The 25,016-nt window shown below is 63.6% G+C and carries 24 protein-coding genes; 16 read left to right on the top strand and 8 right to left on the bottom strand.

The window, feature by feature from the left end:
* Positions 1-44 precede the first annotated feature (44 nt).
* The 7 genes from AC3EF3_RS14845 (at position 45) to AC3EF3_RS14875 (ending at position 7,703) form a co-directional block, all read left to right on the top strand.
* Positions 45-971: a glycosyltransferase family 2 protein gene (locus AC3EF3_RS14845; protein ID WP_488532916.1), complete on the top strand. Its 927-nt coding sequence runs from the start codon at positions 45-47 to the stop codon at positions 969-971.
* Between the two features lie 40 nt (positions 972-1,011).
* A complete protein-coding gene (locus AC3EF3_RS14850; RefSeq protein ID WP_488532917.1) occupies positions 1,012-2,313 on the top strand; it encodes a hypothetical protein in 1,302 nt (433 codons plus the stop codon).
* Positions 2,314-2,327: 14 nt separating this feature from the next.
* Positions 2,328-3,551, top strand: coding sequence for a glycosyltransferase family 4 protein (locus tag AC3EF3_RS14855; RefSeq protein WP_488532918.1), 1,224 nt, complete (start codon positions 2,328-2,330; stop codon positions 3,549-3,551).
* Entirely contained in the window at positions 3,544-4,530 is a 987-nt protein-coding gene (locus AC3EF3_RS14860; protein WP_488532919.1) for a glycosyltransferase family 2 protein, read from the top strand. Before AC3EF3_RS14855 ends, AC3EF3_RS14860 begins: the two co-directional genes overlap by 8 nt.
* Positions 4,527-5,909, top strand: a complete 1,383-nt coding sequence (locus AC3EF3_RS14865) for a dTMP kinase (RefSeq protein WP_488532920.1) — start codon at positions 4,527-4,529, stop codon at positions 5,907-5,909. Before AC3EF3_RS14860 ends, AC3EF3_RS14865 begins: the two co-directional genes overlap by 4 nt.
* Positions 5,906-7,012, top strand: a complete 1,107-nt coding sequence (locus tag AC3EF3_RS14870) for a glycosyltransferase family 4 protein (protein ID WP_488532921.1) — start codon at positions 5,906-5,908, stop codon at positions 7,010-7,012. The genes AC3EF3_RS14865 and AC3EF3_RS14870 overlap by 4 nt, the downstream gene beginning before the upstream one ends.
* Before the next feature lie 211 nt (positions 7,013-7,223).
* Positions 7,224-7,703 (top strand): YdcF family protein, encoded by a 480-nt coding sequence (locus AC3EF3_RS14875; protein ID WP_488533805.1) that lies wholly within the window; start codon positions 7,224-7,226, stop codon positions 7,701-7,703.
* A 23-nt stretch (positions 7,704-7,726) separates the two neighbouring features.
* On the opposite strand, the gene AC3EF3_RS14880 is transcribed toward AC3EF3_RS14875, so the two are convergent.
* Positions 7,727-10,015: a DUF1972 domain-containing protein gene (locus AC3EF3_RS14880; protein WP_488532922.1), complete on the bottom strand. Its 2,289-nt coding sequence runs from the start codon at positions 10,013-10,015 to the stop codon at positions 7,727-7,729.
* 491 nt (positions 10,016-10,506) lie between these two features.
* Between AC3EF3_RS14880 and AC3EF3_RS14885 the strand changes: the two genes are divergently transcribed.
* From AC3EF3_RS14885 to AC3EF3_RS14900, 4 genes are all read left to right on the top strand, one after another.
* Complete coding sequence (locus AC3EF3_RS14885; protein ID WP_488532923.1) at positions 10,507-10,977, top strand: spore coat protein U domain-containing protein; 471 nt, start codon at positions 10,507-10,509, stop codon at positions 10,975-10,977.
* Positions 10,978-10,996: 19 nt separating this feature from the next.
* Positions 10,997-11,446, top strand: coding sequence for a Csu type fimbrial protein (locus AC3EF3_RS14890; RefSeq protein WP_488532924.1), 450 nt, complete (start codon positions 10,997-10,999; stop codon positions 11,444-11,446).
* A gap of 33 nt (positions 11,447-11,479) precedes the next feature.
* The gene (locus tag AC3EF3_RS14895; RefSeq protein WP_488532925.1) at positions 11,480-12,250 is read left to right on the top strand and encodes a fimbrial biogenesis chaperone; all 771 of its coding nucleotides are present in this window, start codon (positions 11,480-11,482) and stop codon (positions 12,248-12,250) included.
* Between the two features lie 103 nt (positions 12,251-12,353).
* Positions 12,354-14,690 (top strand): fimbria/pilus outer membrane usher protein, encoded by a 2,337-nt coding sequence (locus AC3EF3_RS14900; protein ID WP_488532926.1) that lies wholly within the window; start codon positions 12,354-12,356, stop codon positions 14,688-14,690.
* Here AC3EF3_RS14900 and AC3EF3_RS14905 read toward each other — a convergent pair.
* A complete protein-coding gene (locus tag AC3EF3_RS14905) occupies positions 14,673-15,158 on the bottom strand; it encodes a hypothetical protein (protein WP_488532927.1) in 486 nt (161 codons plus the stop codon). The genes AC3EF3_RS14900 and AC3EF3_RS14905 overlap by 18 nt on opposite strands.
* 144 nt (positions 15,159-15,302) lie before the next feature.
* On the bottom strand, positions 15,303-16,223 hold the full coding sequence (locus AC3EF3_RS14910; RefSeq protein WP_488532928.1) for an SDR family oxidoreductase: 921 nt from the start codon (positions 16,221-16,223) through the stop codon (positions 15,303-15,305).
* Between the two features lie 44 nt (positions 16,224-16,267).
* On the opposite strand from AC3EF3_RS14910, the gene AC3EF3_RS14915 reads away from it, so the two are divergent.
* The 3 genes from AC3EF3_RS14915 to AC3EF3_RS14925 all read left to right on the top strand — a co-directional run bounded on the left by AC3EF3_RS14915 (position 16,268) and on the right by AC3EF3_RS14925 (position 19,037).
* Positions 16,268-17,356: a CDP-6-deoxy-delta-3,4-glucoseen reductase gene (locus AC3EF3_RS14915; RefSeq protein WP_488532929.1), complete on the top strand. Its 1,089-nt coding sequence runs from the start codon at positions 16,268-16,270 to the stop codon at positions 17,354-17,356.
* A gap of 7 nt (positions 17,357-17,363) precedes the next feature.
* Positions 17,364-18,329: a Bug family tripartite tricarboxylate transporter substrate binding protein gene (locus AC3EF3_RS14920; protein WP_488532930.1), complete on the top strand. Its 966-nt coding sequence runs from the start codon at positions 17,364-17,366 to the stop codon at positions 18,327-18,329.
* A 102-nt stretch (positions 18,330-18,431) separates the two neighbouring features.
* The gene (locus AC3EF3_RS14925) at positions 18,432-19,037 is read left to right on the top strand and encodes an outer membrane beta-barrel protein (protein WP_488532931.1); all 606 of its coding nucleotides are present in this window, start codon (positions 18,432-18,434) and stop codon (positions 19,035-19,037) included.
* Between the two features lie 4 nt (positions 19,038-19,041).
* Here the strand turns inward: AC3EF3_RS14925 and AC3EF3_RS14930 are convergent, their stop codons facing one another.
* The 5 genes from AC3EF3_RS14930 to AC3EF3_RS14950 all read right to left on the bottom strand — a co-directional run bounded on the left by AC3EF3_RS14930 (position 19,042) and on the right by AC3EF3_RS14950 (position 24,054).
* Positions 19,042-19,758, bottom strand: coding sequence for an ABC transporter ATP-binding protein (locus AC3EF3_RS14930; RefSeq protein WP_488532932.1), 717 nt, complete (start codon positions 19,756-19,758; stop codon positions 19,042-19,044).
* Complete coding sequence (locus AC3EF3_RS14935) at positions 19,755-20,561, bottom strand: ABC transporter ATP-binding protein (protein WP_488532933.1); 807 nt, start codon at positions 20,559-20,561, stop codon at positions 19,755-19,757. The genes AC3EF3_RS14930 and AC3EF3_RS14935 overlap by 4 nt, the downstream gene beginning before the upstream one ends.
* Before the next feature lie 11 nt (positions 20,562-20,572).
* Positions 20,573-21,679 (bottom strand): branched-chain amino acid ABC transporter permease, encoded by a 1,107-nt coding sequence (locus tag AC3EF3_RS14940; protein WP_488532934.1) that lies wholly within the window; start codon positions 21,677-21,679, stop codon positions 20,573-20,575.
* A gap of 10 nt (positions 21,680-21,689) precedes the next feature.
* The gene (locus AC3EF3_RS14945) at positions 21,690-22,619 is read right to left on the bottom strand and encodes a branched-chain amino acid ABC transporter permease (protein WP_488532935.1); all 930 of its coding nucleotides are present in this window, start codon (positions 22,617-22,619) and stop codon (positions 21,690-21,692) included.
* Between the two features lie 124 nt (positions 22,620-22,743).
* Positions 22,744-24,054 (bottom strand): replication-associated recombination protein A, encoded by a 1,311-nt coding sequence (locus tag AC3EF3_RS14950; protein ID WP_488532936.1) that lies wholly within the window; start codon positions 24,052-24,054, stop codon positions 22,744-22,746.
* A gap of 38 nt (positions 24,055-24,092) precedes the next feature.
* Here AC3EF3_RS14950 and AC3EF3_RS14955 point away from each other — a divergent pair, with 38 nt between their 5' ends.
* Together AC3EF3_RS14955 and AC3EF3_RS14960 are read left to right on the top strand one after the other, a co-directional pair.
* Entirely contained in the window at positions 24,093-24,464 is a 372-nt protein-coding gene (locus AC3EF3_RS14955) for a hypothetical protein (protein WP_488532937.1), read from the top strand.
* 168 nt (positions 24,465-24,632) lie between these two features.
* Entirely contained in the window at positions 24,633-25,016 is a 384-nt protein-coding gene (locus AC3EF3_RS14960) for a hypothetical protein (protein WP_488532938.1), read from the top strand.

Genomic DNA, 25,016 nt, shown 5'->3' on the forward strand with positions numbered 1-25,016 from the left:
CGAATGACGCGGGCGATTGAGCTGTCCGTTAGAAGCGCTCGATCATGATCGACCTACCCCGCATCGCAGCTATCGTCGTGACCTACAACAGCAACGAGGATCTGCCCGAGTGTCTCGACGGTCTTCTCGTGCAAGAGGACGTCGACCTGCGGACCATCGTCGTTGATAACGCTTCGCTCGCGTCAAGTCGAGAGGCGATGCTGTCCAGTATGCGTCAGAAGATGGGCGACGCGAGCATCCTAACCAGCTCAAATGCAGTTCCGGCAGTCGTTGATCACGCCTTGCGCGCGATTTTCGTCCAGAACGAAGTGAACGGCGGTTATTCGGCAGGAAACAATATCGGCGCACGGTTGGCAATCGGACTTGGCTGTCAGGCGGTGTTGATCGTGAATCCGGATGTCCGCATCACAGACCGAAAGTACGTTGCCCAATTGGCAGCCAAGCTGATGAGCCATGACCGCTACGCGGTTGCCGCTTCGGCGATGTACAACTTGGCCGGGATTAACGAAAACCCGATGTACGAACTTGGGTTTCTCGAGGAATTGTTCTGGCCGGTCTGGACGGTTGTTTCCCGCCTCGGCTACCGACCTCCGTCGCAACGCGTACAACGTGGTCGCCGGATCGAGAAGGTTAGCGGCTCATGCCTGCTTATACGCAGCTCCTTCCTTGAATCGATCGGGTATTTGGATGAGCGCGTTTTTCTGTATTGCGAAGAAGCGATTCTCGGCGCGCAAGTCCGGAATGCCGCGCGGGAAATTGCCTATGCACCAGAGCTTAGGGCAGTGCACGCGCACATGTCATCGGCCAAGGGAAACCCGACGCGTCGGGTAAAAGAATGGATGCGCAGCCGTCGGCACTACCACCAGTGCTATGCCCGATATGATCCACTTCGCCGTTTTTTGCTTCGCCTTTCGCAGAGCGCCGTGCTCGGTCTGGTTCGCGTGAAGTATTTTCTTTCGGAACGCGGATGAAGCGTCGCTCGCGTCCACCGGTTTGCTGCGTTCTGGTCAGATGGCGCAGCAGGCATTGCGCACGCTTGCATGCCTCGATCCGCCTGCTACGAATATGAGCAGTCTTACAAAGTCTCAGTTGATTTTTCTGGTGACGCTGTGCGTCTATGCGACAGCCCTCGCGCCGGTGGTTGGCGACGACCAGAGAAACTTCCTGGTCATCGCGCTTTCTATGCTGACCCCGCCTCTTATCTTCATTTCTCGTCTTCGAGTGCTGCGAGACGTGATGTGGGCCTCCACGGCAATCCTATACAGCTGCGGCGTATCTCTGCTTCGCGGCGGTACGGGCAACCTCACTACCGTCGCATACACGACCCTCTTTGCCTGCTCGTATCTGGCTGTGGCCGGAGCACTTCGATCCGGGCGGATCAGCCGGGAGCTGGTACTGGTCACGCTGCGAAGACTGATCTATTTGTATACCGCAGTCGCCCTACTGCAACTGTTCGCGTCGCTAGCCGGCCTGCCGGTGCCCAATGAAATTCTCTCGAAAGGTCTCTGGAGCTACAACTCACTCGCCGTCGAGCCTTCGCACGCCGGACGCTTTCTGTCGATTACGCTACTGGCGTACTTGATGTTGGCTCGCACGGATGGCAAAAGCGGCCGACCGTTAGAACTCTTGCGCACTCACAAGCGGTTGCTAACTGCATGCCTTGTTTGCGTGTGGCTCACAGGAAGTGCTTTCGCGATGTTGGCTGCGCCGGTTGCCATCGTGCTCTCACTATCGAGACGGTGGATCATCGCTGCATTGGTCATGCTTTGGTTGCTGTGGCCGGTATTCAGCTCCGTCGACTCGATCTCGGGGCAACGCGCCCTAACCTTTTTGGCCGCATTGCCGAGTCTGGACATCGACAAGATCGCGGATGCCGATCAGAGCGCGTCGCTTCGTATCTTGCCCTTGCTCATTTACCACCAAAAGCTTTCGGCCGAACAGCTTACGTTCTGGTTTGGTGCTGGGATCGATGGGATCAGAGCTTACATACAAGGGGAGTTGATCGGCGCGGGCGACGCAGTTATGGCCGGCTTTTATCCCGGCTACGTCATTTCCTTTGGCTTAGTGGGGACGGTGCTTTTTCTTTTTGCCTTCGTATTTCGGTTCGTGAGCAGATCGACCTTACCGATCGTCGTCCTTTGGCTCCTGCTCTTTGCAACTTCGGCGTGGAACGTGCAGCTCTTCTGGTATGGACTAATGCTCATCCGCGTCGGGCATCACTTCCGGAGAACTGACACGAGCGGTGCAGTCTCGCATGAACGCGGCCTTGCGATCGAAGAGCCGCAAGCCCGAACTGCGCTCCAGAGAGTGTGATGCGAAAGATACTTGTGTCCGCCTATGCGTGCGAACCTGGCCGCGGCAGTGAAGGCGAAATCGGCTGGAGTCTCGTCCTGGAGCTGGCAAAGAGCAATGAAGTCTGGGTCCTAACGCGAGCGAACAACAAAGCCGCGCACGATGCGGCCTTTGTCTCGGGCGACAGACCTGCCTCACTGCACTTCATCTACTACGACCTACCCGGATGGACCAGGTGGTACAAGAAGGGCAAGCGTCTCTTCCTCGTTTACTACTACCACTGGCAGATCGGGTCATTTTTCGAAGCTCGACGCTTCGTTCGGTCCAACCCCGTGGACCTGGTGCACCATCTCACCGGCGGCATGGACTGGCTGCCTTCCGGGCTCGCGTTCCTCGGTCTTCCGTTCATCTGGGGTCCCGTAGGCAGCGAACGTATCCACCCGCTCATTAGCCGTACGCTTCCTCCGGTTGTGCGGATCAAGGAGGCATTTCGCACTGGTATCCATTTCTGCTTCCGCCACTTCGATCCGTTGGTGCGCGCCACTGGACGCAATGCAACAGTCATTCTTTCCCACACACCGGAGCACGTAGCGGCTCGCTATCGAAAGAAGGTTCATCCTTATGTGCAAACGGGTATCCATCCGAATATCCGCTTTGCACGCATGAAGACTGACTTCCGACGCAGCGAATCATTCACGATCATGTACGCAGGCGAGCTTGTGCACTGGAAGGGCGCCCGTCATGCAGTCGATGCGTTCTGCGAGTTTGCCTGCAGCACCCGCGACGCGCGGTTGGTGGTGATCGGCGATGGACCGCTGCGCGATGAACTGGAAGCTCGGGTCCGGAAGAACGACCTACAAGATCGCGTCCAGTTTTGTGGGCGGCTTTCAATGGCGGGCCTGGTTCAGGCTTTGGGCTCAGCCGATGTTTTCCTCTATCCCTGCTATCACCACGGATTGGCGACTGTGGTTCTCCAGGCAATGTTGACGGGATTGCCTATCGTTTGCCTGGAAGGTGACGCAATAGGGCGCACGGTCGGTGTTGAGGCCGGCGTCACGGTTCCATTGGAGCGCAAGAGCCATTTCATTCAAGGTCTTGCAGGCGCGCTACGGCAGCTGCACCAGGATGAGGGCTGGCGGAGTCGCCTGGCGGCCCGAGCGCAGGAGCTTGCGCTCGCCAGATTCGCTTACCAGGCTCTCGGCCACGGCTACGAGCGGATCTACGATATCGCAGCACCGGCTGCCGCTGCACATGCATAGGCCCACGCCGCCTGTTACGGCCGTGGTGTGCGCTTACAACGCGGAAGCCTACGTTCGCGCTGCCCTGGTGAGCCTGTGTGAGCAAACATACGGCAACTTGGAAATTCTCGTAATCGACGATGCCTCGACTGATCGCACCGCAGCGGTGGTGGCTGAAATCCAGGCGGGGGATCCGCGCATTCGACTGATTAAGCTGGCACGAAATGGCGGCATCGCTCACGCGCGCCAGACCGGCCTGCTCGAGGCCCGCACAGAATGGATACTGTTCCTCGACGCGGACGACGTAGCCCTCCCGACCCTGGTGGCACGTCAGGTAGAAGTCGCGATATCAGATCCGAACATCCTCGGTGTTTCGACCTACTCGACCTTTATCAATTCCGAAGGCCGCGCGATCGGCGTCCAGAAAGTAGGGATTACCACGCGCGAGCAGTTCTTCCATGTGTTCGCGAAAGGCAAACTGGTGTTCGTTTTGCCGACCACACTCTTTTTGCGGTCGACAGCGCTAGCCGTTGGCGGCTACCGATTGCAGGGTTTTGCCCCAGGGAAAGTGCGCTATCAGGATTTCAGCGAAGACGTTGACCTGTGGTGTCGTATGGCCGACTTCGGCCGCGACGGTAGGTACTTCGTCACCATCCCCGAACCGCTCTTCCACTATCGCAAGACCGTCGGCTCCCTTTCGACGGCCAACGTTTTCCGGATGCAGGACAAAATGCGCTGGATCAAGGATTGCTTGCTGCGCCGGCGGAGAAATCTCCCCGAGCGATCGTATCAAGAATTCTTGCAGTCAATTCCTCGATTTCGGAAATTGAACAACCTGCGCGTAGACGTCGCAGCGTTTCTCTACAAGCAGGTTGGCTTCTGCTATCTCCGGCGGCAGTACGTGCGAATGCTTCTGCTCGGCGTGGCTGTTGTGCTCCTCAGCCCCAAGTTTCTGCGCCAAAAATTGCGAATGCAGACAAGGAGCACGCCCGAGATATGAACGCATCGTCTACCGCGCCGGCCAAATCCCGGCTCCTGTCGCGCCTATTTGCATGTTACGAGGAAGCTGGCGTCAACTACTGCCTGTTACGCAACTACGAAAACTTGCCGCACCAAGTGGACACACGCGATATCGACATCCTGGCGCAACGGTCGCACCGAGATGCCAGCCGCAGGGCGATCGCCATGCTTGTGCAAGACGGAGCAGCAGTGCTCTATCACCAATTCTCCGACGAACGCTTCGACCAGTACTACATCCTGCTGCAAGACGACACGGAAGGTGAAGTGCAGGAATTGAAGATCGATTGCTTTTTCGACTCGGAACTATACGGAGTCAGGCTCCTTGCTGGCAAAGACATCCTGGCCACCCGGTGCCGCTATCGTGATTTCTACGTGGCCGAGCCGCTGTACATGTTCCTCGATAAATGGCTGTTCGGTTACCTTCTTGACGCCGAGCTACCCGCGAGATACCACGAGGGATTCCGGCGGACCTGTATCGAGGAGCAAGACAAGGTGCGCGCGATTCTCGCGCCGCTACTCGGGACAGCTCGCGCGCAACGCGTAGTGGCGCATATCTGCAATGCGGGCTTCGCGCCGGATATGGAGCGGATTTCCCGGCCCGAGTTGTTTTTGGTCCTGCTCAAACAAGCTGCGCGGTCTCCCTTCTTCCATGTTGGTCACTTGTTGCACTTCGTCTATTCACGCGTCCGTCACTTGCTTCGACCGAAAGGCGAATTCGTGTCGTTGAGCGGTCCGGATGGCTCCGGCAAGACGACTGTATTGGAGCACGCAGGCAAGAGACTGCGCGTCTTGTTTCCTTATAGCGCCTCCGGCTCCGGACATTTCCGTCCCGCGGCTTTGCCGCGAATCGCAGCGCTCCTAAAAAGAAGCGGCGCCATCGAGGTCGTCGACGAGAACTACGCGGAACCGCACAGAGGCAAGCCTTCTGGCTTCGCCGGCTCCTTGCTCAGGCTCTCCTACTATTCGCTTGACTACGTGTGGGGTTACTTCACGAAGATCCGGCCCGCGTTGGTCCGGCGCGAACTCGTCATCTATGACAGGTACTTCTTCGACATGGTGGCCGATCAAGGCCGCTCGCGCGTCGAGCTGCCACGGTGGATCAGGAAACTCGGTCTGTGGATCCTTCCTATGCCGCACACGGCCTTTTTTGTTGAAGTGTCGCCCCAGATCGTGCGCGAACGCAAGCAGGAGCTTTCTCTCGAACGAATCGCAGAAATCAACGCAGCATACCGCGATCTCGCCACATCAGGTCACATGGTCGTACTCGAAAATGACGGGCCGCCCGAGACGGCCATTTCTGCGTTAGTAACTCAGGTCATCACTCGCAGGCGCGCACGTCTTGGACTGGATCGGAAATGACGCGCGGCATCGTCTTCGCTCACCTCTTGAATGATCGATCCGGAAGCCCCAAAGTCCTCGCTTCCGCCATAGCCGCGTTATGTGAGCATCAAACTGACAGGCTCTTCATCGGTTCCGACGGTTCAGGCTGGCTGGACAAGAGCGCGATACTGACGACGCGTTACTGGTATCGCCGCACGCCCTACCGTGTAGGAACGTTGTTCACCTATTTATTGAGCCAGGCTGCACTATTTCTGGCGTTGGTGCGGGATCGGGATATTCGGCCTGATGCCGTGGTGTACGTCAACACGCTCCTGCCGTTTGGGGCTGCGCTTTATGGCCGCCTGACGGATCGACCCGTCGTCTATCACCTGCACGAGCTTTCTCTCAGCCCTGCGCCTTTGCGCTGGTTTCTGACTACGATCGCGCGTCACACTGCGGACTATCTGATCTACGTGTCGGACTTCCATCGCAATTGCCTGCCTATATCGTCAGTGCCTGCGACGACGGTCTACAACGCGCTCGATGAGACGCTCACCTGCCGTGGGCAAGAAACGCCATACCATCACCGCCGCAGCGGATGCTTTCGAATCCTGATGTTGGCTTCGCTGCGCGATTACAAAGGAATCCCCGAACTGGTCGAATTGGCCAAACGGTTCAAGGCGTGCGCAGACATCCACTTCGACTTGGTTGCCAACGACGACGAGCACACGACGAAACGGTACTTTGCGGATTTGGGCGCTCCCCCAAACCTGACCGTGCATCCACGCACGGATGATCCGGCAACCCACTATGCCCGAGCCAGCCTCGTGCTGAACCTCTCCCGGCCTGGCGAATGGGTCGAGACGTTCGGCCTCACACTGCTCGAAGCAATGGCGTTCGGTATCCCCGTGATCGCCCCGCCGGTTGGCGGCCCTGTAGAGCTGGTCACGGACGGCGTGGAAGGATTCCTTGTTGATTGCCGTCAAATCGACACGCTCGCGGAGAAAGTGCAGGAACTAGCCAGCGACGAGGGCTTATGCCTGCAAATGTCTGCTGCTGCCCGCTTGAGGGCGAGCACGTTCTCACAACGCGAATTTGTCAATGGCCTTCGCAGAGCCTTGCATCTGGTCGCCGTTAAGTAATCTGGTACTCCGAGATTGGAAAGAGTCGAAGTCGCAGACGGGCATGCTGAGCGCAACCGATCACGGGGCAAGCACAGGCGGCTCGCGTTCGTGGCAGCACTTTTTCTCGGCATCTTGTACATCGCGAGCACGGAAGCCGGCTCAAATTTGGTCCTGACGACACTGGCATGGCGAGGAACACGGCGTTGCCAAAGGCTCCGAAGGTGCCCTCATTCTTCTCACCGGAGACCATCTTGACCGCGTGCCAGCGGCCGCTACGCTACAACGCGCGACTCGCCTGCCGCTGATTGTCTCTGGGCGCAATGCGGGCCACTACTTCAAGGCCCTGCGCGCTGCCGGCACGCACAACCTCTGGCCCGAATCTTCCTCCATCAACACGGAACAGAACACCGCCTGCTCGGCGTGCCTGCTCGCAAGCAGGAGGGTCGATTCGGTGTTCGTCGTCACCGATGAAGCGCACATGCCCAGAGCGCTCGCGTGGTTCGGGTACTACGCCGTAAAGGCAACGCCTGCTGTCTCAGGTCCGCCGTGGTCCGGTCACTCCGAGAACCCGTGGCTGCCAAGCCGCATTGGCTGGTCCCGCAGCAAGGCGGTCATCCACGAGTGGGCGGGGTTGATCGACTTCCGTTGGCGAGCGCTCGTTCAGCACCGCCTTCCGTGCCCCGAAGCCAGGAATCCCGGGGAAGCATAGAAGGCAGCTGGGAACGGCGATTTCTATTTCGCGTGGGCGCGTCCTTGAATGACGGTCGCCGGAAATTCATCCGGGTCGATCATCGAATCGTTCTGCGCCACGACCCGGGTGACGATGCGCCCGGCCGCATCGGCCGGCGCGGGAGTCTCCTCGAGCAACTTGAAATACTCGCGGGCCACCGCGTCCCACGTGTAACGCTGACGGGCGATCTGCTGCAATTGCGCGCCGACCGCTTCGCCGCGCGCAGGAGTCATCGAATCGACTGCTGCACGCAGCGAGACCGGGTTCCTGAAAAAAACCGCCGCGTCATCGGTCGCCTTGCGGTTGTAGATGCAATCGAACGCGAGCACCGGCACGCCGAAGTGCATCATTTCGACCAGTGACGGGTTGGTGCCGCCCGCCGAGTGGCCATGCAGATACAGGCTCGCCCCGCTGCGGACGGTGCGCAGCACGCCCACGTCGTAGATCGGATCGAGCATGTGCAGGTGCGGATGGTACGCGAAGCGCTGCCTCAGTTTCTGGCCGAACGCGCTGGCGTTCCAGTTGCCGATGAAAACCAGGTCCGTTTCCGGCCGCACCGCGAACGCCTCGAGGATCATTTCGGGGTTGTTCTCGGGCTCGATCCGGCACAGGGCCAGCATGTAGCGTTGCGGCAGGCCTTCGCAGGGCTTGGCGTCTGCAGCCACGGCGTGATCGCCGCCATAGGCGATCACGCGGCAATCCCGTCCGTACATCTGCTTGGCATGCAGGGCGATGCCGGCGTTGTCGGCGATGACCTCATGCGACCAGCGGACCGCCATGCGCTCCGAGATCCGCAGGAACCACCGGGAAAAGCCCTTCCACTTCGCGCGACGCCACTCGACGCCGTCGATGTTGGTCACGATGCGGGCGGTCGAGACAAGACGCACCAAGGGGAGCGCGATCGCGCCCGACACGCCAAGGAGCAGGATCACGTCGCAGTTGCGCCAGACCGCGGACACCAACGAGAGTACGTCGTACAGGACGCTGGATGCGCCGTTGGCGCTCAGGGGCAGGTAATGCAGCCGCGCGCCCATGTACGCCCTGGGCCGCACGCGGTAGTTCTTCGAGCTGCAATACACAACAAGGCGCGAGCGCAGGCCTTTCGCCTGGTGGGCGCGCACCAGGTTTTCCACGAGCGTTTCGAATCCGCCGTACGCCGCCGGGACTCCCACCGTGCCCACAATCGCGATCCGGCTCGGGGCGCCCAAGGCGTCGGCTGCGGCCCGCGCGCGCAACCACCTGTAGCTGACGTGATAGAGGAGCACCGATGCCGCATTGGCGCACACCAGCAACACGGGTTGGTCGAAGACGGTGATTGCGGCAAGCGCCGGTGACGCGGAAAAGAACCAGACGATCGGGGAAACGGCCGCATTCTGGAAGCCTTGCCTTGTGCCGGCGAGCTTGCGGGCAATCACCCGGCTCTTGATCAGGCTGTGCAGGTGCGCGCTGTCAGGGTGCCCGGGTGACTGCCCACCCAGGTAACGGCGCACGATGCTGTAGAGGACTTCAGTGATCGGATAGGCGCAGATCAGAAGCGCGGCCCATACGGACACTCCGGGATTCCGCATCGGGAGCAGCACGGCCAGCCATGCAAGCGCGAACCCGACGAAGTAGGCGCCGCCATCACCCATGAAGAGCTTTCCCCAGGGGAAGTTCACGAGGCCGAAGCCCGCGACGGCGGCGGCAACGAGCACGCACGCGAGCAGCAGCGCGGTGTCGCCCGCATGTCCTGCGATGGCGCCCAGCGCCAGGAGGGCGATGATGGCGATGCCGCTCGCCAGCCCATGCAGGCCGTCGACGATGTTGATCGCGTTGGCCACGCCGCCGACCGAGCAGGCGGTGAAGGCAATGGCCAACGGGGACCACGCAACCACGGTATCCAGCGCGGGGACCTCCAACCGGTTCAATGCCACGCCGGTGAGCATGCAGGCGACCCAGCCGCTGCAGATCGTGGCGAGCAGGCGCGGAATGACCCCGACCTTCTTGGTCACATCTTCCAGCAGGCCACATGCGAGCGCGGGGATGCCGGCAAAAAGGATCACCCCCAGGATCTGCTTCGCCTGCGCGTTGGGAACCACGGCCCAACCCACCAGCAGGCCCGCGTAAATCGCGATGCCCCCGACGCGCGGGGTGGGCTGCATATGAAGCTTCTGGACGCCGACACTGCTGTCGAAAGTGAATCTGCCGTGACGGCCCTTGGTCAGCACCAGAAAGATGCAGGCAGCCAGCGCGCACACCAGCGTCCAAGCGGCGGCGCCCCCGGCCCCAAGCTCGGCTGAGAGACCGCTCACCACGGGCCTCCCTTGCCCATGGCGCCATGCCCCACAGCGGCTTGCGCTACGTGCGTCATGCCCTTCTCCTCATCCTATGCAGTTTTTTACACTTGTATCAAGTGTAGCGCGTATGTAAGAGGATGCTATCCACCGAATTGGGTATTGCAGGGCTTAGAAAGCAGGGCTGTGACCTATTTCACCGAAATCGAATTGGGGGATCCAAGAAGACGTTCTCTCGCAGAACTCCCCGTTTAGGTGCAGTTTATCGACAATTTGTAACATTGAACTGCTGAACAAAAACGCCCTGAAGAGGTCATCGAGAGTCGATAAATCGTGATAATTTCACGGGTTTTTCAAAAGAGCGACATCGGATGAGCTACTATCGGTTGCCTTCTTACACTTCAAGTGTTACAGTAACGTTGCCTTTTGACACATCTCGCCCCGCGTTTCATTCAAGGAAGATTGTTACTCGGCGCAGATCACTAAGTATTCAGTTTTGGAGCTCTGAAATGACCCGTACCCGCATGGCGAAGATCGCCGCCGCCCTCTCCCTCACTTTGGCCGCCGGCATCGCCGCGGCGGATACCCAGTCCGTGAGCGTCACCGCGTCCGTGACGGGCATCTGCAAGTTCAACACCGGCCAGACCCCGGTGCTGGCCTTCGGCGCGATCGATCCTTCCGGCACCGCCGATGCGACCGGGAGTGCCAGCGTGACGTACAGGTGCACCAAGGGAACGGGGGCAACCGTCACCGCCACCGGCGGCGTGGGTTCGCGCACTTTGACCGGCAGCGGCACCGCCGCCGCCGATACGATGACGTACACCCTGGCCTTCACCTCGGGTAGCACGGGCACGGGCACCGGGTTCGGCGCGGGCCAGGACCTCACGGTGGTTCTCGGCGGCACGATCACCGCGGCCAACTACCAGAACAAGACGGTCGGTCCCTATGCCGAAACCGTCTCGCTGACCGTCGCGCCCTGATCTCGCAGGCAGTTGAGCGATGCGGCGCAGCTGGGCAAGGATCGCGCTCGTCGCATTGCTCGCGGCCGCAGGACTTGGCGCCTCGCCGGCTTTCGCGAGTGGCAGCACCTGCCTTTTTCAAGCCAAAGGACTGGCGCTGAGTTTCGGCACCTTGAACCCTGCGAGCGCTGCCAACGTCACGGTCCCGGTCGCGGCCGCCACGCTCAATGCAGACAAGGTGGGCGACTGCGCGACCAGCAAGACGATGGTCTTCAGTGCCGACAACGGCTTGCATTTCAGTGGCTCGCGCCGCATGACCAACGGAACGGATTTCATCCCCTACAGCATCACGCTGCCGGGGAATCTGCCCGGACCCGGCAACAACACGTACGCCACCTTCACCTTCACCGGCACGGTTCTGGGCACCAGCTATCAGAACGTTTCCGCCGGGAACTACAGCGACACCGTCACGCTTACGGTAACTCCTTAACAGGATGTGCTGCCGTTCGGAGACACCCGGCTCATGCATTACCTGCCGAAACGATTGAAATCCTGGGCTGCGGCCGGCTTTGCCGGCCTCTTCCTTGTTTGCGCCCCGGCTCTTGCGGCCGAGTTCTCGGTTGGCCCGATCCGCCTGGAACTCGGGGCCGCCGTCAGGAGCGGTGCCCTCACGGTGCGCAACGACAGCAAGGAGAAGATCAGCTTCCAGCTCGAAGCAATGGAGTGGACCCAGGACGCGAGCGGGGCGGACCGCTACACCGAGACGCCGGATCTCATCTTCTTCCCCAAGATCCTGGGCGTGGAACCCGGTGAGGAGGCGATCGTTCGGGTCGGCGCCAAAAAGCCGGTCGTGCCAGTCGAAAAGACCTACCGCGTTTTCATTCAGGAGCTGCCGAACCCGAACCGCGCCGGCACCAATGTCGCCGGGCCGCACGTCAATGTGCTGCTGAGATTCGGCGCGCCGATCTTCGTGGAGCCGCAGCAGGCATTGGACGAGGCGGAACTCACGGTCGTGTCGCTCGACAAAGGCGCCTTGAACTTGTCGGTCAAGAACACGGGCAACCGCCACCAGGTCATCGAAGGCATCCATCTCAAGGGGATCGGGCCCGATGGCCAGGAGCTCTATACGTTGACTTTGGCCGACCGCTATCTGCTGGCGGGGACCACCAAGGCTTTTACCGCGACCATCCCTGCCGAAACGTGCCGCCGCCTTGCGGCGATCACGATGGAGCTGAAGACCGACAAGCTCAGTCGCACTCGCAAGCTGGACGTCAGCCGTGCGAACTGTCCTTAAGAGCGTCGCGGTCGCGGCGCTCTGCTGCCTGGCGACGCATGTCCCGGCGCTCGCGCAAGCGGTCCCTACCGCCGAACTCGGCGCCGGTGCGCGGGCGGAAGCGATGGTGCTGCGCGTGAGCTTGAACGGCCAGGACAAGGGTGACCTGTTCGTGAGCCGCACGGGGGACGGCGACTTCCTCGTCAAGGACAGCGATCTCCAGGAGCTCGGCTTCAAGGCTCCCCTGCCCGGCATGGCAACGACGCTGGAAGGCGAGCGATACATATCCCTGAAGTCGATCGGCGGCGTCACCTACAGCTTCGATCCACGCCGGTTGACGTTCGCCATCACGGCGGATCCGCAGCTGCTGCCGGTGCGCCAGTTCGGGTCGCCGCCGGGCTCCGGCCGCGGCTTCGTGCCGCGCGAGAACAGCGGCTTCTTCAATTACGCGCTGGACTATGCAGGCGGCAGTGCCCTCCCGCGCACCACCTGGGCGGCAACCGCGGAGGCCGGCTGGCGCCAGGGCGATTACTTGTTCGTGACGAACGGTGCCACCGTGCAGTCGCCGGACGGTGCACACAAGTTCGTCCGGCTGATGTCGAACGTGACGCGCGACGATCGGGAAGACCTGCGTCGCTGGGTGGCCGGCGACTTCTTCACGCCTTCGCGCGAGTTGAGCAACGGCGTCAACCTGGGCGGCTTCAGCGTCTCCAAGCTGTACGGCTTGAACCCTTACCTCGTGCAGTTCCCCACACAGACGATCAGCGGGCAGGTGGCGCTGCCGAGCCAGCTCGACGTGTACATGGACGGCCAGAAGATCCGCTCCGAGAACGTCAACCCCGGCCAGTTCCAGCTCAACGACATCCTGGCGTACAGCGGGGCACGCAACGTACAGGTGATCGTGCGCGACGCGTTCGGCCGCACCCAGGCACTCGACTATTCGTTCTACTTCAGCGACAGCCCTTTGCAGCGGGGTCTGCACGAGTACAGCTATAACGTCGGCGCGTTCCGGCGCCGCTACGGCGTGGAGAGCAATCTCTACGGCCCGGCCGCGTTTTCGATGTTCCACCGCTACGGTCTCACCAACGCACTCACGCTGGGCGTCCGGGCGGAAGGGGCACAGAAGTTCCTCAACGGCGGCCCGTCGGCGACGCTCGTGCTCGGCCCTTGGGGCGTTCTCAGCATGGCTGCCGCCGCCAGCAGCGTGGCGGGCCGGCATGGCACGGCCGGGTTGGTCGGCTACAACTACCAGGCCCCGAGCTGGAACGTCGGTCTCACCCTGCGGCGGGACCGGGGCGACTATGCCGTGCTGGGCGATCCGCCCACTGTGACGAACCGCAAATACGAGGGCAACGTCACCTTGGGCTACAACCTGCCGGCCCAAGGCGGCAGCATCTCGCTGAGCCATTCGGCGGTTGTGACTGACCCGACCCGGGCTGGCGACCCTTCAGCCGTCGGCCAGCCTTTCGTCTTCGTCGGGCTGGCCAGGCAACGCGTTTCCGCCATCTCCTATACGAGGTCCCTCGTGTCCGGCCGGGTGTCGCTCATCGCCAGCCTGACCCGCACTCGCGACACGACGAGCAGGACGGAAGCTTTTGTCGGGCTGACCTTCTTCCTGGATCGCTACTACACGGCGACCACCAATGTCCGCCGCGAGGCCGATCGCCATTCGGAAGTCGTGCAGTTCACCAGGAACCAGCCGATCGGCGAAGGCCTGGGCTACCAGATCACCACCGGACACGCAGCGGATGCAGGCGGCAGCAGCACGACGCTTCTCACACAGGCCCAGTACAACGCGCCCGCCGCGATCCTGCGCGCCGAATACGACACGCAGCGGTCGCCGCAAGGCCGGCAGTCCACCATCGAGCGCCTGTCCGTCGCCGGTGGCGTCGCCTACGTGGGCGGTGAGGCGGCGATGGGCCGGCCCTTGGTCGACGGTTTCGGGATCGTCAAGGTCGGCAAGCTGCCTGGCGTGAAGGTCCTGGTGGCTGCCCAGGAAATGGGCCGGACCAATGCGGAAGGAAAGCTGCTCGTGCCGACCTTGAACTCCTATCACGACAACGACGTCTCGATCGCGCCCGAATCCGTGCCGATCGAATACGAGGTCGCGGCGACCTCGAAGAAGGTATCACCCTGGGCACGCGGCGGTGCGATCATCGATTTCGCGGCGAAGAAGATCCAGGCGTTCAGCGGCGTCCTGAAATACCAGGGCGAGAGCGGGCCCAAGCCGGTCGTCTACCAGGAAATCACGCTCCGCGCCAACGGCAAGACGCTGACTGTCGAGACAGGGAAGGCGGGCGAGTTCTACCTGGAGAACCTGGCGCCGGGAACCTATGCCGCGAACGCGCTCGTCGAGGACAGGCCATGCCCGTTCGAGCTCGTGATTCCGGATACCGCGGAGACTTTCGTGGAATTGCCGGCAGTGCTCTGCCGATTGAAGCCCCTAGAGCGGCACGACTGACATCTGGATCGGCCAGGGATACACGCCCTGCCGGGCGTCCTTGGCCAGCTCGAAGCGGAACTCGAGGTCGAGCACGGTACTCATCATGCCGCGGCCCGGAGTGCTGCGCGTGACCACGCCGCCGCCTGGGCCCATCTGCACGTCCGCACCCAGTCCGCTGACGCGGACCTGGCGGACGAATTCGCCCTCGCCCGCGAACACGAGCATGTAGTCCGGCGTGTTGCTCTTGATCACCACACGGGCCGGTGCCGGTACGTCGACATATCCGCGCGCGATGTCGAGCGGTGTGACCGACACTGAAGAAGGTTGCGCGAGCACCTGAAGGCTCGCGTGCTTGAGGATGGTGGCGTTCACCGTCACGCCGATGCTGCCGGCCCTGGCGGCAGCGGGGCAGGCAAGCGAGCCCAGCAGCGCCATCGCTACGACCACGGACTGCGCCGTCTCTCTCAACGTATTGGAGTTGCCCACGATGATTCCTGCCCCTGATTGCGAGTCGATCGCCCGCATACGAAGGATAGGTTTGCATGCCACCCGGCATGTAGGCCATATGCGTGTTCGGGACTGGGAAAAATTACCCGCGCGCTTGGGCAATACAGCACACGGCTGTTGGGCTCACATCAGTCCCGGCGCTACGGTCGGGTAGTTCAATCGTACTCGCAGCTCGCGCTTGATGCGCACGTTGGACATTCTTCGAGACTCGTTCATGAACCCGAGCGAGTTGAGCGAGAGCTCCTGCTCCGCGGCGCTGCGTGGCACGCGCCGTGGGCGCGGCAGGCCGTACAGGTCGGCCACCAGGTCGTAGTACTGCCCCACCTTCAGCTGCGTGTCGTCGTTGGCGTTGTACACGCGCTGCGGCGCACCGCGCCACAGCGCCGCGATGGCGATGCGCGCCAGGTCGTCGGCGTGCACGTGGTTCGTATACACATCGTCTTCGTCACGCAACACGGGCGCGCCTTGCTGCAGCCGCTCGCGCGGGCCGCCGGGCCGGTCCGGCGCGTAGATGCCCGGCACTCGCAGCAGCGAAACGCGCGTGCCCGTGCGCCGGCCGAAGTGGCGCACCAGCCGCTCGGCGTCGAGCCGGCGTTGCGCGCGCGGCGTGCGCGGTGCGGGCGGGCGGGACTCGGTGACGAGCGCACCGCCGCAATCGCCGTACACGCCGCTGGTGGAGGCGTAGACCAGGGTGCGGGGAACGCTGCGCAGCGCGAGCGCCCGCACGAGCGCGTGGGTGCGGAAGTCGCGCCACCACGCGCCCGAATGCAGGATCGCCGGCGGAGCGAGGTGCACGACGCGCGTCGCGATGCCCGCGAGCCGGCGCAATGTGGCCACCTCATCGAGGTTGCCCGCGAGCGGCACGATCCCCGCCTCGCGCAAAGCCGGTGCGCGCGCCGCCGTCGAAGTCAGCGCACGGAGCTGCACGCGACCGCGCAAAGCCCTGGCGGCGCGCAAGCCGACGTCACCGCAACCCACGATGAGCACGCGCTCGCGCCGGAAGCGCGACGGCAAGGCGCCAAGGGGGCTTTGAATTGAAGGCAAAATCGATAGTGGGACAAATCGAGACCGGCCGAGGATAACCAAAGATGACAAGCGCTTCCGCCGCGGCGGGCCCTTTCAAAGTGACCGTGCAGCCCAGCGGCCGCGCGTTCGAGGTCGATGCCGGCGAGGCGATCCTGCTCGCGGCGATCCGCCAGGGCATCGGCATGCCCTACGGCTGCAAGGATGGCGCCTGCGGCTCGTGCAAATGCAAGAAGCTCGAGGGCGTGGTCGTGCACGGCGTGCATCAAACGAAAGCCCTCAGTCCCGAGGAAGCGGCCGCCGGCTACATCCTCACCTGCTGCGGCGTGCCGCAGACCGACCTGGTCCTCGAGTCGAAGCAGGTCACCGACGAGAGCGCCTTCCCCGTGCGCAAGATGCCCTCGCGCGTGCTGTCGCTGGAAAAGCGCTCGCACGACGTGATGGTGGTGCGCATGCAATTGCCCGCCAACGACACGCTGCGCTACCACGCGGGCCAGTACGTCGAATTCATCCTGCGCGACGGCTCGCGCCGCAGCTACTCGATGGCGAACGCGCCGCACAACCAGATGCAGGCCACGGGCGCGGGCACCACGGCGCCCGTCGTCGAACTCCACATCCGCCACATGCCGGGCGGCAAATTCACCGACCACGTGTTCACCGCGATGAAGGAGAAGGAGATCATGCGGCTGGAAGGGCCGTTCGGCAGCTTCTACCTGCGCGAGGATTCGGACAAGCCGATGGTGCTGCTCGCTTCCGGTACGGGCTTCGCGCCGATCAAGGCACTGATCGAGCACATGCAGTTCAGGGGCATCCAGCGGCCGATCACGCTTTACTGGGGCGGCCGCCGCCCGGCGGACCTGTACCTCGACGACTGGGTGCAGGCGCAGCTCGCCGCGATGCCGAACCTGAAATACGTGCCGGTGATCTCCAATGCCCTGCCCGAGGACAACTGGACGGGCCGCACGGGTTTCGTGCACCGGGCCGTGATGGAGGACTTCCCCGACCTCTCGGGGTTCCAGGTGTACGCGTGCGGCGCGCCGATCGTCGTCGACTCCGCGCGCAAGGAGTACAGCGAACTGGCCAAGCTCCCGCCGGAGGAGTTCTACGCCGACGCCTTCACGACCGAAGCCGACAAGCACGGCACGACCGCCTGATCCGCGCATGATCCAACGCAGACCATTCCTCCTGGGCGCGGCGAGCGCCGTGGCCGCCCCTCTCGCCTTCGCCCAAGGGCGTCCGATCCGCATCGTCGTGCCTTACGCGGCCGGCGGCCCCATCGACGCCACCGCGCGCATCCTGGCCGAGCGCGTGAAGGATTCGCTCGGAACGGTGATCATCGAGAACAAGCCGGGCGGCGGCGGCAACATCGGCGCGGACCTCATTGCCAAGTCGGCGCCGGACGGCACGACGATCGGCATCGCGGCCGTGGCGACGCACGCGATCAACCCGTGGCTCTTCTCGAAGATGCCGTACGACGCGGCGCGCGACTTCACACCGATCACGCAGATGGTCCGCGTGCCCAACGTGCTCGTGATGAACGCCGGCACGGCATCGCGCCTGCGCATCAACACGCTGGCCGACCTGATCGCCTATGCGAAGGCGAATCCGGGCAAGCTCAATTACGGCAGCGGCGGCAACGGCAGCGCCGGGCACCTCGCCGGCGAGATGTTCAAGCAGGGCGCCGGCATCTTCGCCGTGCACATCCCCTTCAACGGCGGCAACCCGGCGCAGCTTGCACTGCTCTCGGGACAAGTCGATTTCAACTTCGACAACCTCGCGACCGCCGCGCCGAACATCCGTGCCGGCAAGCTGAAGGCATTGGCCGTGACGACGCTCACGCGCTCGGCGCAACTGCCGGACGTGCCGCCGGTGGCGGACACGATCAAGGGTTTCGCGATCGACACCTGGTGGGGCCTGGTCGGCCCGGCCGGGATGCCGCGCGATCTGGTGGCCAAATACAACGCGGCCTTCGTTGCTGCGCTGCAATCGCCGGAAGCCAGGCAGAAATTCGCGTTGTTGCTGGCCGAGCCGGTGTGGAACTCGCCGGACGAGTTCGGCCGGTTCATGCGGGCCGAGCTCGCGAAATATGAAAAAGTAGTGAAGCTCTCCGGCGCCAAGGTCGATTAAGTCCAAGCTGAGCTTCCTACAACGCGTGTGCGGTTTGTCCGACACGGACGCGGCCGGCGCCTCCCTACATTGGCTCGACAGTAGGGAAGAAGGAGACGCACCATGGGCATCGTCGGCAGGAGCTTCTCGGTATCGGTTCTCGCCTTGGCCTTCGCGGACAGCGGCATCGCCCAGGTGCCGGACCCGGGGGCCGCGACCTTCACGACGCCCTACGGGTACGCGCTGCCGGGAGCCAAGGGTTATCTCGGGCTGAGCCTGGGGCGCGGCCTCACCTCCTCGAATTGCCCGGCAACCCTGTTGCTCTGCCAGAGCCGGGACCAATCCGCGCAAATCTATGCGGGACGCATGCTCGGTTCGCACTGGGGCGCGGAAGTCGGTTATGTCGACACCGGGCCCCTGCTGCGTCCAATAGGCGAAGCGCGCGCGCAGGGCCTGAACCTCAGCCTGGTGGGGCGCGCCCACCTGTCGTCCTTCGGCGTGTACGGGAAAGTGGGCACCACCTACAGCCGCTCTTCCGATACATCCGTGATGGGCAACGCCGCCGCGGCCGGGCCGGACGCCGCAGGTTTCGGGCTGTCGTTCGGCGGCGGGGTCAGCTGGGACTTCACGCCGCGCCTGTCGGCGACCTTCGAATGGGGCCGCTACGACCTGCGCCTTCCCGGCGGGCCCGTGCGCTCCACGAACCTCGGGCTGCAGTACCGCTACTGAGGGCTCACTCGCCCAGGTATGCGGCGCGCACCTTCGGGTCGTCCAGCATCGTCCTGGCGTTGCCGCTCATCGTGATCAGGCCCGACTCCATCACGTAGCCGCGGTCGGCGATTTCCAGCGCGCGCGCGGCGTTCTGCTCGACCAGCAGCACGGTGACGCCTTGCGCATACACCTCGCGCACCACCTCGAAGATCTTGTCGACCATGATCGGCGACAGGCCCATCGACGGTTCGTCCATCAGCAGCACCTTGGGCCGGCTCATGAGCGCGCGGCCCATGGCGAGCATCTGCTGCTCACCGCCCGAGAGCGTGCCGGCGAGCTGCGTCGCGCGCTCCTTCAGGCGGGGAAAGGTCGAGAAGATCCTGTCCATGTCCGCCGCGATGCCGTCCTTGTCGCTGCGGATGTGCGCGCCCATCTGCAGGTTCTCGGTGATCGACATGCGCGTGAAGACGCCGCGGCCTTCGGGCACCATCGCCAGGCCCTGCTTCACCAGGTCCCACGCGCCCTTGCCCTTGATGCTGCGGCCCATGTATTCGATGTCGCCGCCCGCGAACGGCAGCGTGCCGGTGATGGCCTTCATCGTGGTGGTCTTGCCGGCGCCGTTGGAGCCGATCAGCGACACCAGTTCGCCCTCGCGCACCTCGAAGTCCACACCCTTCACGGCCTGGATGCCGCCGTAGGCGACGCGCAAGCCAGTCACTTTGAGCAGCGTCTGGCTCATTTCCCTTCTCCCGTGGCGGCGGCCTCGCCGCCGTGCGCATGGCTGTAGCCGAGGTAGGCCTCGATCACCTTCTGGTCCTTCTGCACGTCGGCGGGTGTTCCTTCCGCGATCGCCTTGCCATAGTCGAGCACGGTGACGCGGTCGCACAGGCCCATCACCAGCTTCACGTCGTGTTCGATCAGAAGGATCGTGCGGTTGTCCTTGCGGATGCGGTCGATCAGCTCGCGCAGCACCACCTTCTCGGTGGCGTTCATGCCCGCGGCCGGCTCGTCCAGCGCGATCAGCTGCGGGTCGGTCGCCAGCGCGCGCGCGATCTCCAGCCGCCGCTGGTCGCCATACGACAGCGTGCGTGCCTTGTAGTCGGTGAACTTGCCGATGCCGACGTAGTCGAGCAGCTCCTGCGCACGCTTTGCGATCGCCGCTTCCTCGTCGCGGAACGATTTCGTGCGCAGGATCGCGCCGACCAGGCCCGACTGCGTCCGGATATGGCGGCCCACCATCACGTTCTCGAGCGCCGTCATCTCGGCGAACAGGCGGATGTTCTGGAAGGTGCGCGCGATGCCGGCCCGCGCGACTTCATGGACCGCGCTCGGCGTGTAGGGCTTGCCCGCGAGCTCGAAGGTGCCGCTGTCGGGCGTGTACAGGCCCGTGATGACGTTGAAGAAGGTCGTCTTGCCAGCGCCGTTCGGCCCGATCAGGCCGTAGACCTGCCCGCGCTGGATCGTGAGGCCCACGTCCGACAGGGCCTGCAAACCGCCGAAGCGCTTGGAGATGCCGGTGACGCGAAGAACGGTGTCTGCCATGTCGTCCTTCCTCACTTGGCCGGCTGCTGCGGCAGCGCCTTGCCGTGTTCCGGCGTCGGCCACAGGCCGCGCGGGCGCAGCAGCATCACGATGATCATCGCCAGCGCGATGAGCAACTGCCGCAGGATGGCGGGATCGAGGCGACCGCCGGTCGCCGCCTGCAGGTCGAGGTAGCCCGAGACCCAGCGCAAGGCCTCCGGCAGCGACGAAAGCAGCACCGCGCCCACGATGACTCCCGGCAAATGGCCGATGCCGCCCAACACCACCATGGCAACGATCATGATCGATTCGGTCAGGCTGAACGACTCGGGCGAAACGAAGCCCTGGAAGGCCGCGAACATCGAGCCCGAGACGCCGCCGAAGGTCGCGCCCATGCCGAAGGCCAGCAGCTTCATGTTGCGGGTGTTGATGCCCATGGCCTTGGCGGCGATCTCGTCCTCGCGGATGGCCATCCATGCGCGGCCGATGCGCGAGAGCTCCAGGCGATGGCAGATGATGACCGACACCACTACCAGCACCAGGAACAGGTAGTAGTAGTTCGTCACCGACTCGATGTCGAAGCCGAAGAGGTCCCAGCGCCGACCCAGGCTCTGGTTGAAGAAATGGATCGAATCGATCTGCCCGACGCCCTTCGGCCCGTTCGTGACGTTGACCGGCTGGTCCAGGTTGTTCAGGAAGACCCGGATGATCTCGCCGAAACCGAGGGTGACGATCGCGAGGTAGTCGCCGCGCAGCTTCAGCGTCGGCGCGCCGAGCAGGATGCCCAGCAGGCCGGCCAGCACCGCGCCCGCCGGGATGCAGATGTACAGCGGCATGTGCAGCCCTTCGGGGAAGTACGCGGCGATCCAGGGGAAGTTCTCCGTCAGGTGCGGCGACGCGAGCAGCGCATACATGTAGGCCCCGATCGCGAAGAACGCGACATAGCCCAGGTCCAGCAGGCCCGCGTAGCCGACGACGATGTTCAGGCCGAGCGCCAGCAGCACGTACAGCAACGCGAAGTCGGCGATGCGCACCCAGAAGTTGCCGGCGTACTGCAGGATCAGCGGCAGCACGATGAGCGCGACGGCGCCCACCGCGTAGACCACGTACTTGTTCTGGCGGTTGATGAAGTCGTTCATGGCTGCATCCTCAGGCGCGGTCCGCGACGCGTTCGCCCAGCAGGCCCGAAGGACGCAGCGTGAGCATCACGATCAGCACGATGAAGGCGAAGATGTCGGAGTAGTTGCTTCCCAGCACCCCGCCCGTGAGCGTGCCGATGTAGCCGGACCCGATCGACTCGATCAGGCCGAGCAGAATGCCGCCGACCACCGCGCCCGCGAGGTTGCCGATGCCGCCGAACACCGCGGCGGTGAAGGCCTTCAGGCCGGGCAGGAAACCCATCGTGTGCTGCACCGTTCCGTAGTTCGACGCGTACATCACGCCGGCGATGGTCGCGAGCACCGCACCGATGACGAAGGTCGCCGAGATCACCGTGTCGGGCTTGACGCCCATGAGCGCCGCGACGCGCGGGTTCTCGGCCGTCGCGCGCATCGCGCGACCGAGCTTGGTGTAGTTGACCAGGTACATCAGCACCGCGAGGGAAACCGCCGTCAGCCCCAGGATCATCACCTGGGTGGACGTGATCACCGCACCGCCGATCTCGAAGGGCTTGGGCGGCAGCAGGGTGGGATAGGCCTTGTAGTTCGGCTTCCAGATGATCATCGCCAGCGTCTGCAGCAGGATGGACATGCCGATGGCGGTGATCAGCGGTGCAAGCTTCGGGCTGTTGCGCAGCGGCCGGTACGCGACCTTCTCGATCGTGAAGTTGAGGATCGACGCGACGACGCACGAGAGCACCAGCGCCACGACGAGGAGGACCCACCCGGGCATGCCGGGCATGACGTCCTGCACGTTGGTGATGATCCACCAGCTGGTGACGGCACCGACCATCAGCACCTCGCCATGGGCGAAGTTGATCAGGTTGATGATGCCGTACACCATGGTGTAGCCCAGGGCCACCAGGGCATACATGCTGCCAAGGACCAGACCGTTGATGATCTGCTGCAGCAGGATTTCCATAGACACGTTCTCCGGTGGAATGCGGCCTCGTGGGCCCGGATCCAATTAGCAAAAAACCCGCCAGGGTGCGCATGGGCGGGTTTGCCGCGCGATTGTAGCTACGGACCTTGCGCGCTCCCGGGCTTCAGCGGTCCCGGGTTTTCCCTTGTTCGTTGCGTTCCCTCAGTTCGCGCAAGCGCTCCCCGATGCGGATCTCGAGGCCCCGGTCCACCGGCCGGTAGAACCCGGGCGGCTCCATGCCTTCCGGGAAGTAGTCCTCACCCGCCGCGAAGCCGCCCTCCTCCTCGTGTGCATAGCGGTAGCCGCGGCCGTAAGCGAGGTCCTTCATCAGTTTCGTCGGCGCGTTGCGCAGATGCAGCGGCACGGGACGCGTGCCGTCCTTCGCGATCAATGCCTTGGCTTCGTTGAAGGCCACGTAAACCGCATTGGACTTCGGCGCCATCGCCAGGTAGATCACGCATTCGGCCAGGGCCAGCTCGCCTTCGGGCGAGCCGAGGCGCTCGTACACCTCCGCGGCGTCGAGCGCAAGCCGCAGCGCGCGCGGGTCCGCCAGGCCGATGTCCTCGGCCGCCATGCGGATCATGCGGCGCGCCATGTAGCGCGGGTCCGCACCGCCGTCGAGCATGCGCATCAGCCAGTAAAGCGACGCGTCCGGGTCCGAGCCGCGCACCGACTTGTGCAAGGCGCTGATCGTGTCGTAGAACTGCTCGCCGCCCTTGTCGTAGCGCCGCATGCGCTCGCCCAGCACCTTGAGCAGCCAGGCATCCGTCACTTCGCCGAGCTTCTCCTTCTGCGCGGCGACCGCGAGCGTCTCCAGCGTGTTCAGCAATCGCCGGGCGTCGCCGTCGGCGTAGGCGACGAGCCGATCGAGGGCGGCCTGTTCGATCGGCGGCACCGCGCCGATCGCCTGCGCCTTGGCGACGATCTGCTTCAGGTCGTCTTCCGTGAGCGGCTGCAGGACGTACACGGCGGCGCGCGACAGCAGCGCCGAATTCACCTCGAAGGACGGGTTCTCCGTGGTCGCGCCGATGAACGTGAACAGGCCCGACTCCACGTGCGGCAGGAAGGCGTCCTGCTGGCTCTTGTTGAAGCGGTGCACCTCGTCGACGAACACGATCGTGCGCTGCTGCGCGAGCCCGTCGCGGGCCCGCGTGGCCGCTTCGACCGCATCGCGGATGTCCTTCACGCCCCCCAGCACCGCGCTGATCTGGATGAATTGCGCGTCGAACGATTCGGCCATCAGCCGCGCGATGGTCGTCTTGCCCGTGCCGGGCGGCCCCCACAGGATGCAGCTGTGCGGCTGGCCCGACTCGAAGGCGATGCGCAGCGGCATGCCTTCGCCCAGCAGGTGCTGCTGGCCGATCACCTCGCCCAGGGTCTTGGGGCGCAGGCGCTCGGCGAGAGGCTGGAACTGCGGGGGCGGAGATTTGGCCACGGCTCGAATATAGTCCGGCTGAATCGATCGGCCCCCTCATGGAAGCTCCCGCTTGGTCCGCCCTTTCCGCCCTGCTCGGCGCCCTCGTGGGCGGCGGCATCAGCTGGCTGCTCAACCGGCAGCAGTTCGACAACCAGTTGAAGCTGTCGCGCGAGCAGCATCGCACCGAATTCATGGCCGAAGAAACGGCCCGTGCCCTGCTCTCGCACAAGGCCTTCATCGACCGCTCGTTCGAAACCCTGCGCCGTCACCTGGGCGGCTTCGAGGACGACGAGCTGCGCAAGATCCTCGTGCGCGCCGGCGCGATGCGCATCTATCGCGAGGACGGCAGCGAATGGTGGCGGCTCGTCTCGCGCATGGACGAATTCATCGAGAAGAAGGAACTGGAGAAGATCGCGCGGGAGATCTGATCCCTGCTTCGACGCCGCAGAGCCAAGCAGCGCGGGGCCATTACTCAACAACGGATCGCCGCTGAATGGGCGCGAGCCAGTGCAACCTTCAGGTGGCGGCAGCACTCCAACCGCGTGACCGCAGGCTCTCGAGCCCTGCCCGATTGGTGTTTCCGTCAGGAGGTCGCCATGAAGATTCTTCGACTCGCCGTGTTCGCCGCCGCGGCGTCACTGGCATTTGCATCCGCGCATGCCGTCCCCCAAGCGCACGCGGGTGGCGGACATATGGGGGGCGTGCACGTGGGCGGCTCGCATTTCAATGGCGACGCCGGTCACTTTCCACGACATGGGGCATTCAGGCACGACGGCCATTTCGGGCATGGCTTCCATGGCCGGCACCTGGGCGGATTGTTCGTTGTCGGGGGGGTCTGGTATCCGTGGTACGCCGCTGCAGCGCCGGTCTACGTGCAGCCGTGGTACTACTACTGCCCAAGTGCCGGCGCCTACTACCCGAATGTGGCCGCCTGTCCTGAGGGGTGGGTGCTGGTGGCACCGTCCGTGCCGGCGTCCTGA

This window comes from Ramlibacter sp. GS1-15 (genome assembly GCF_057785015.1).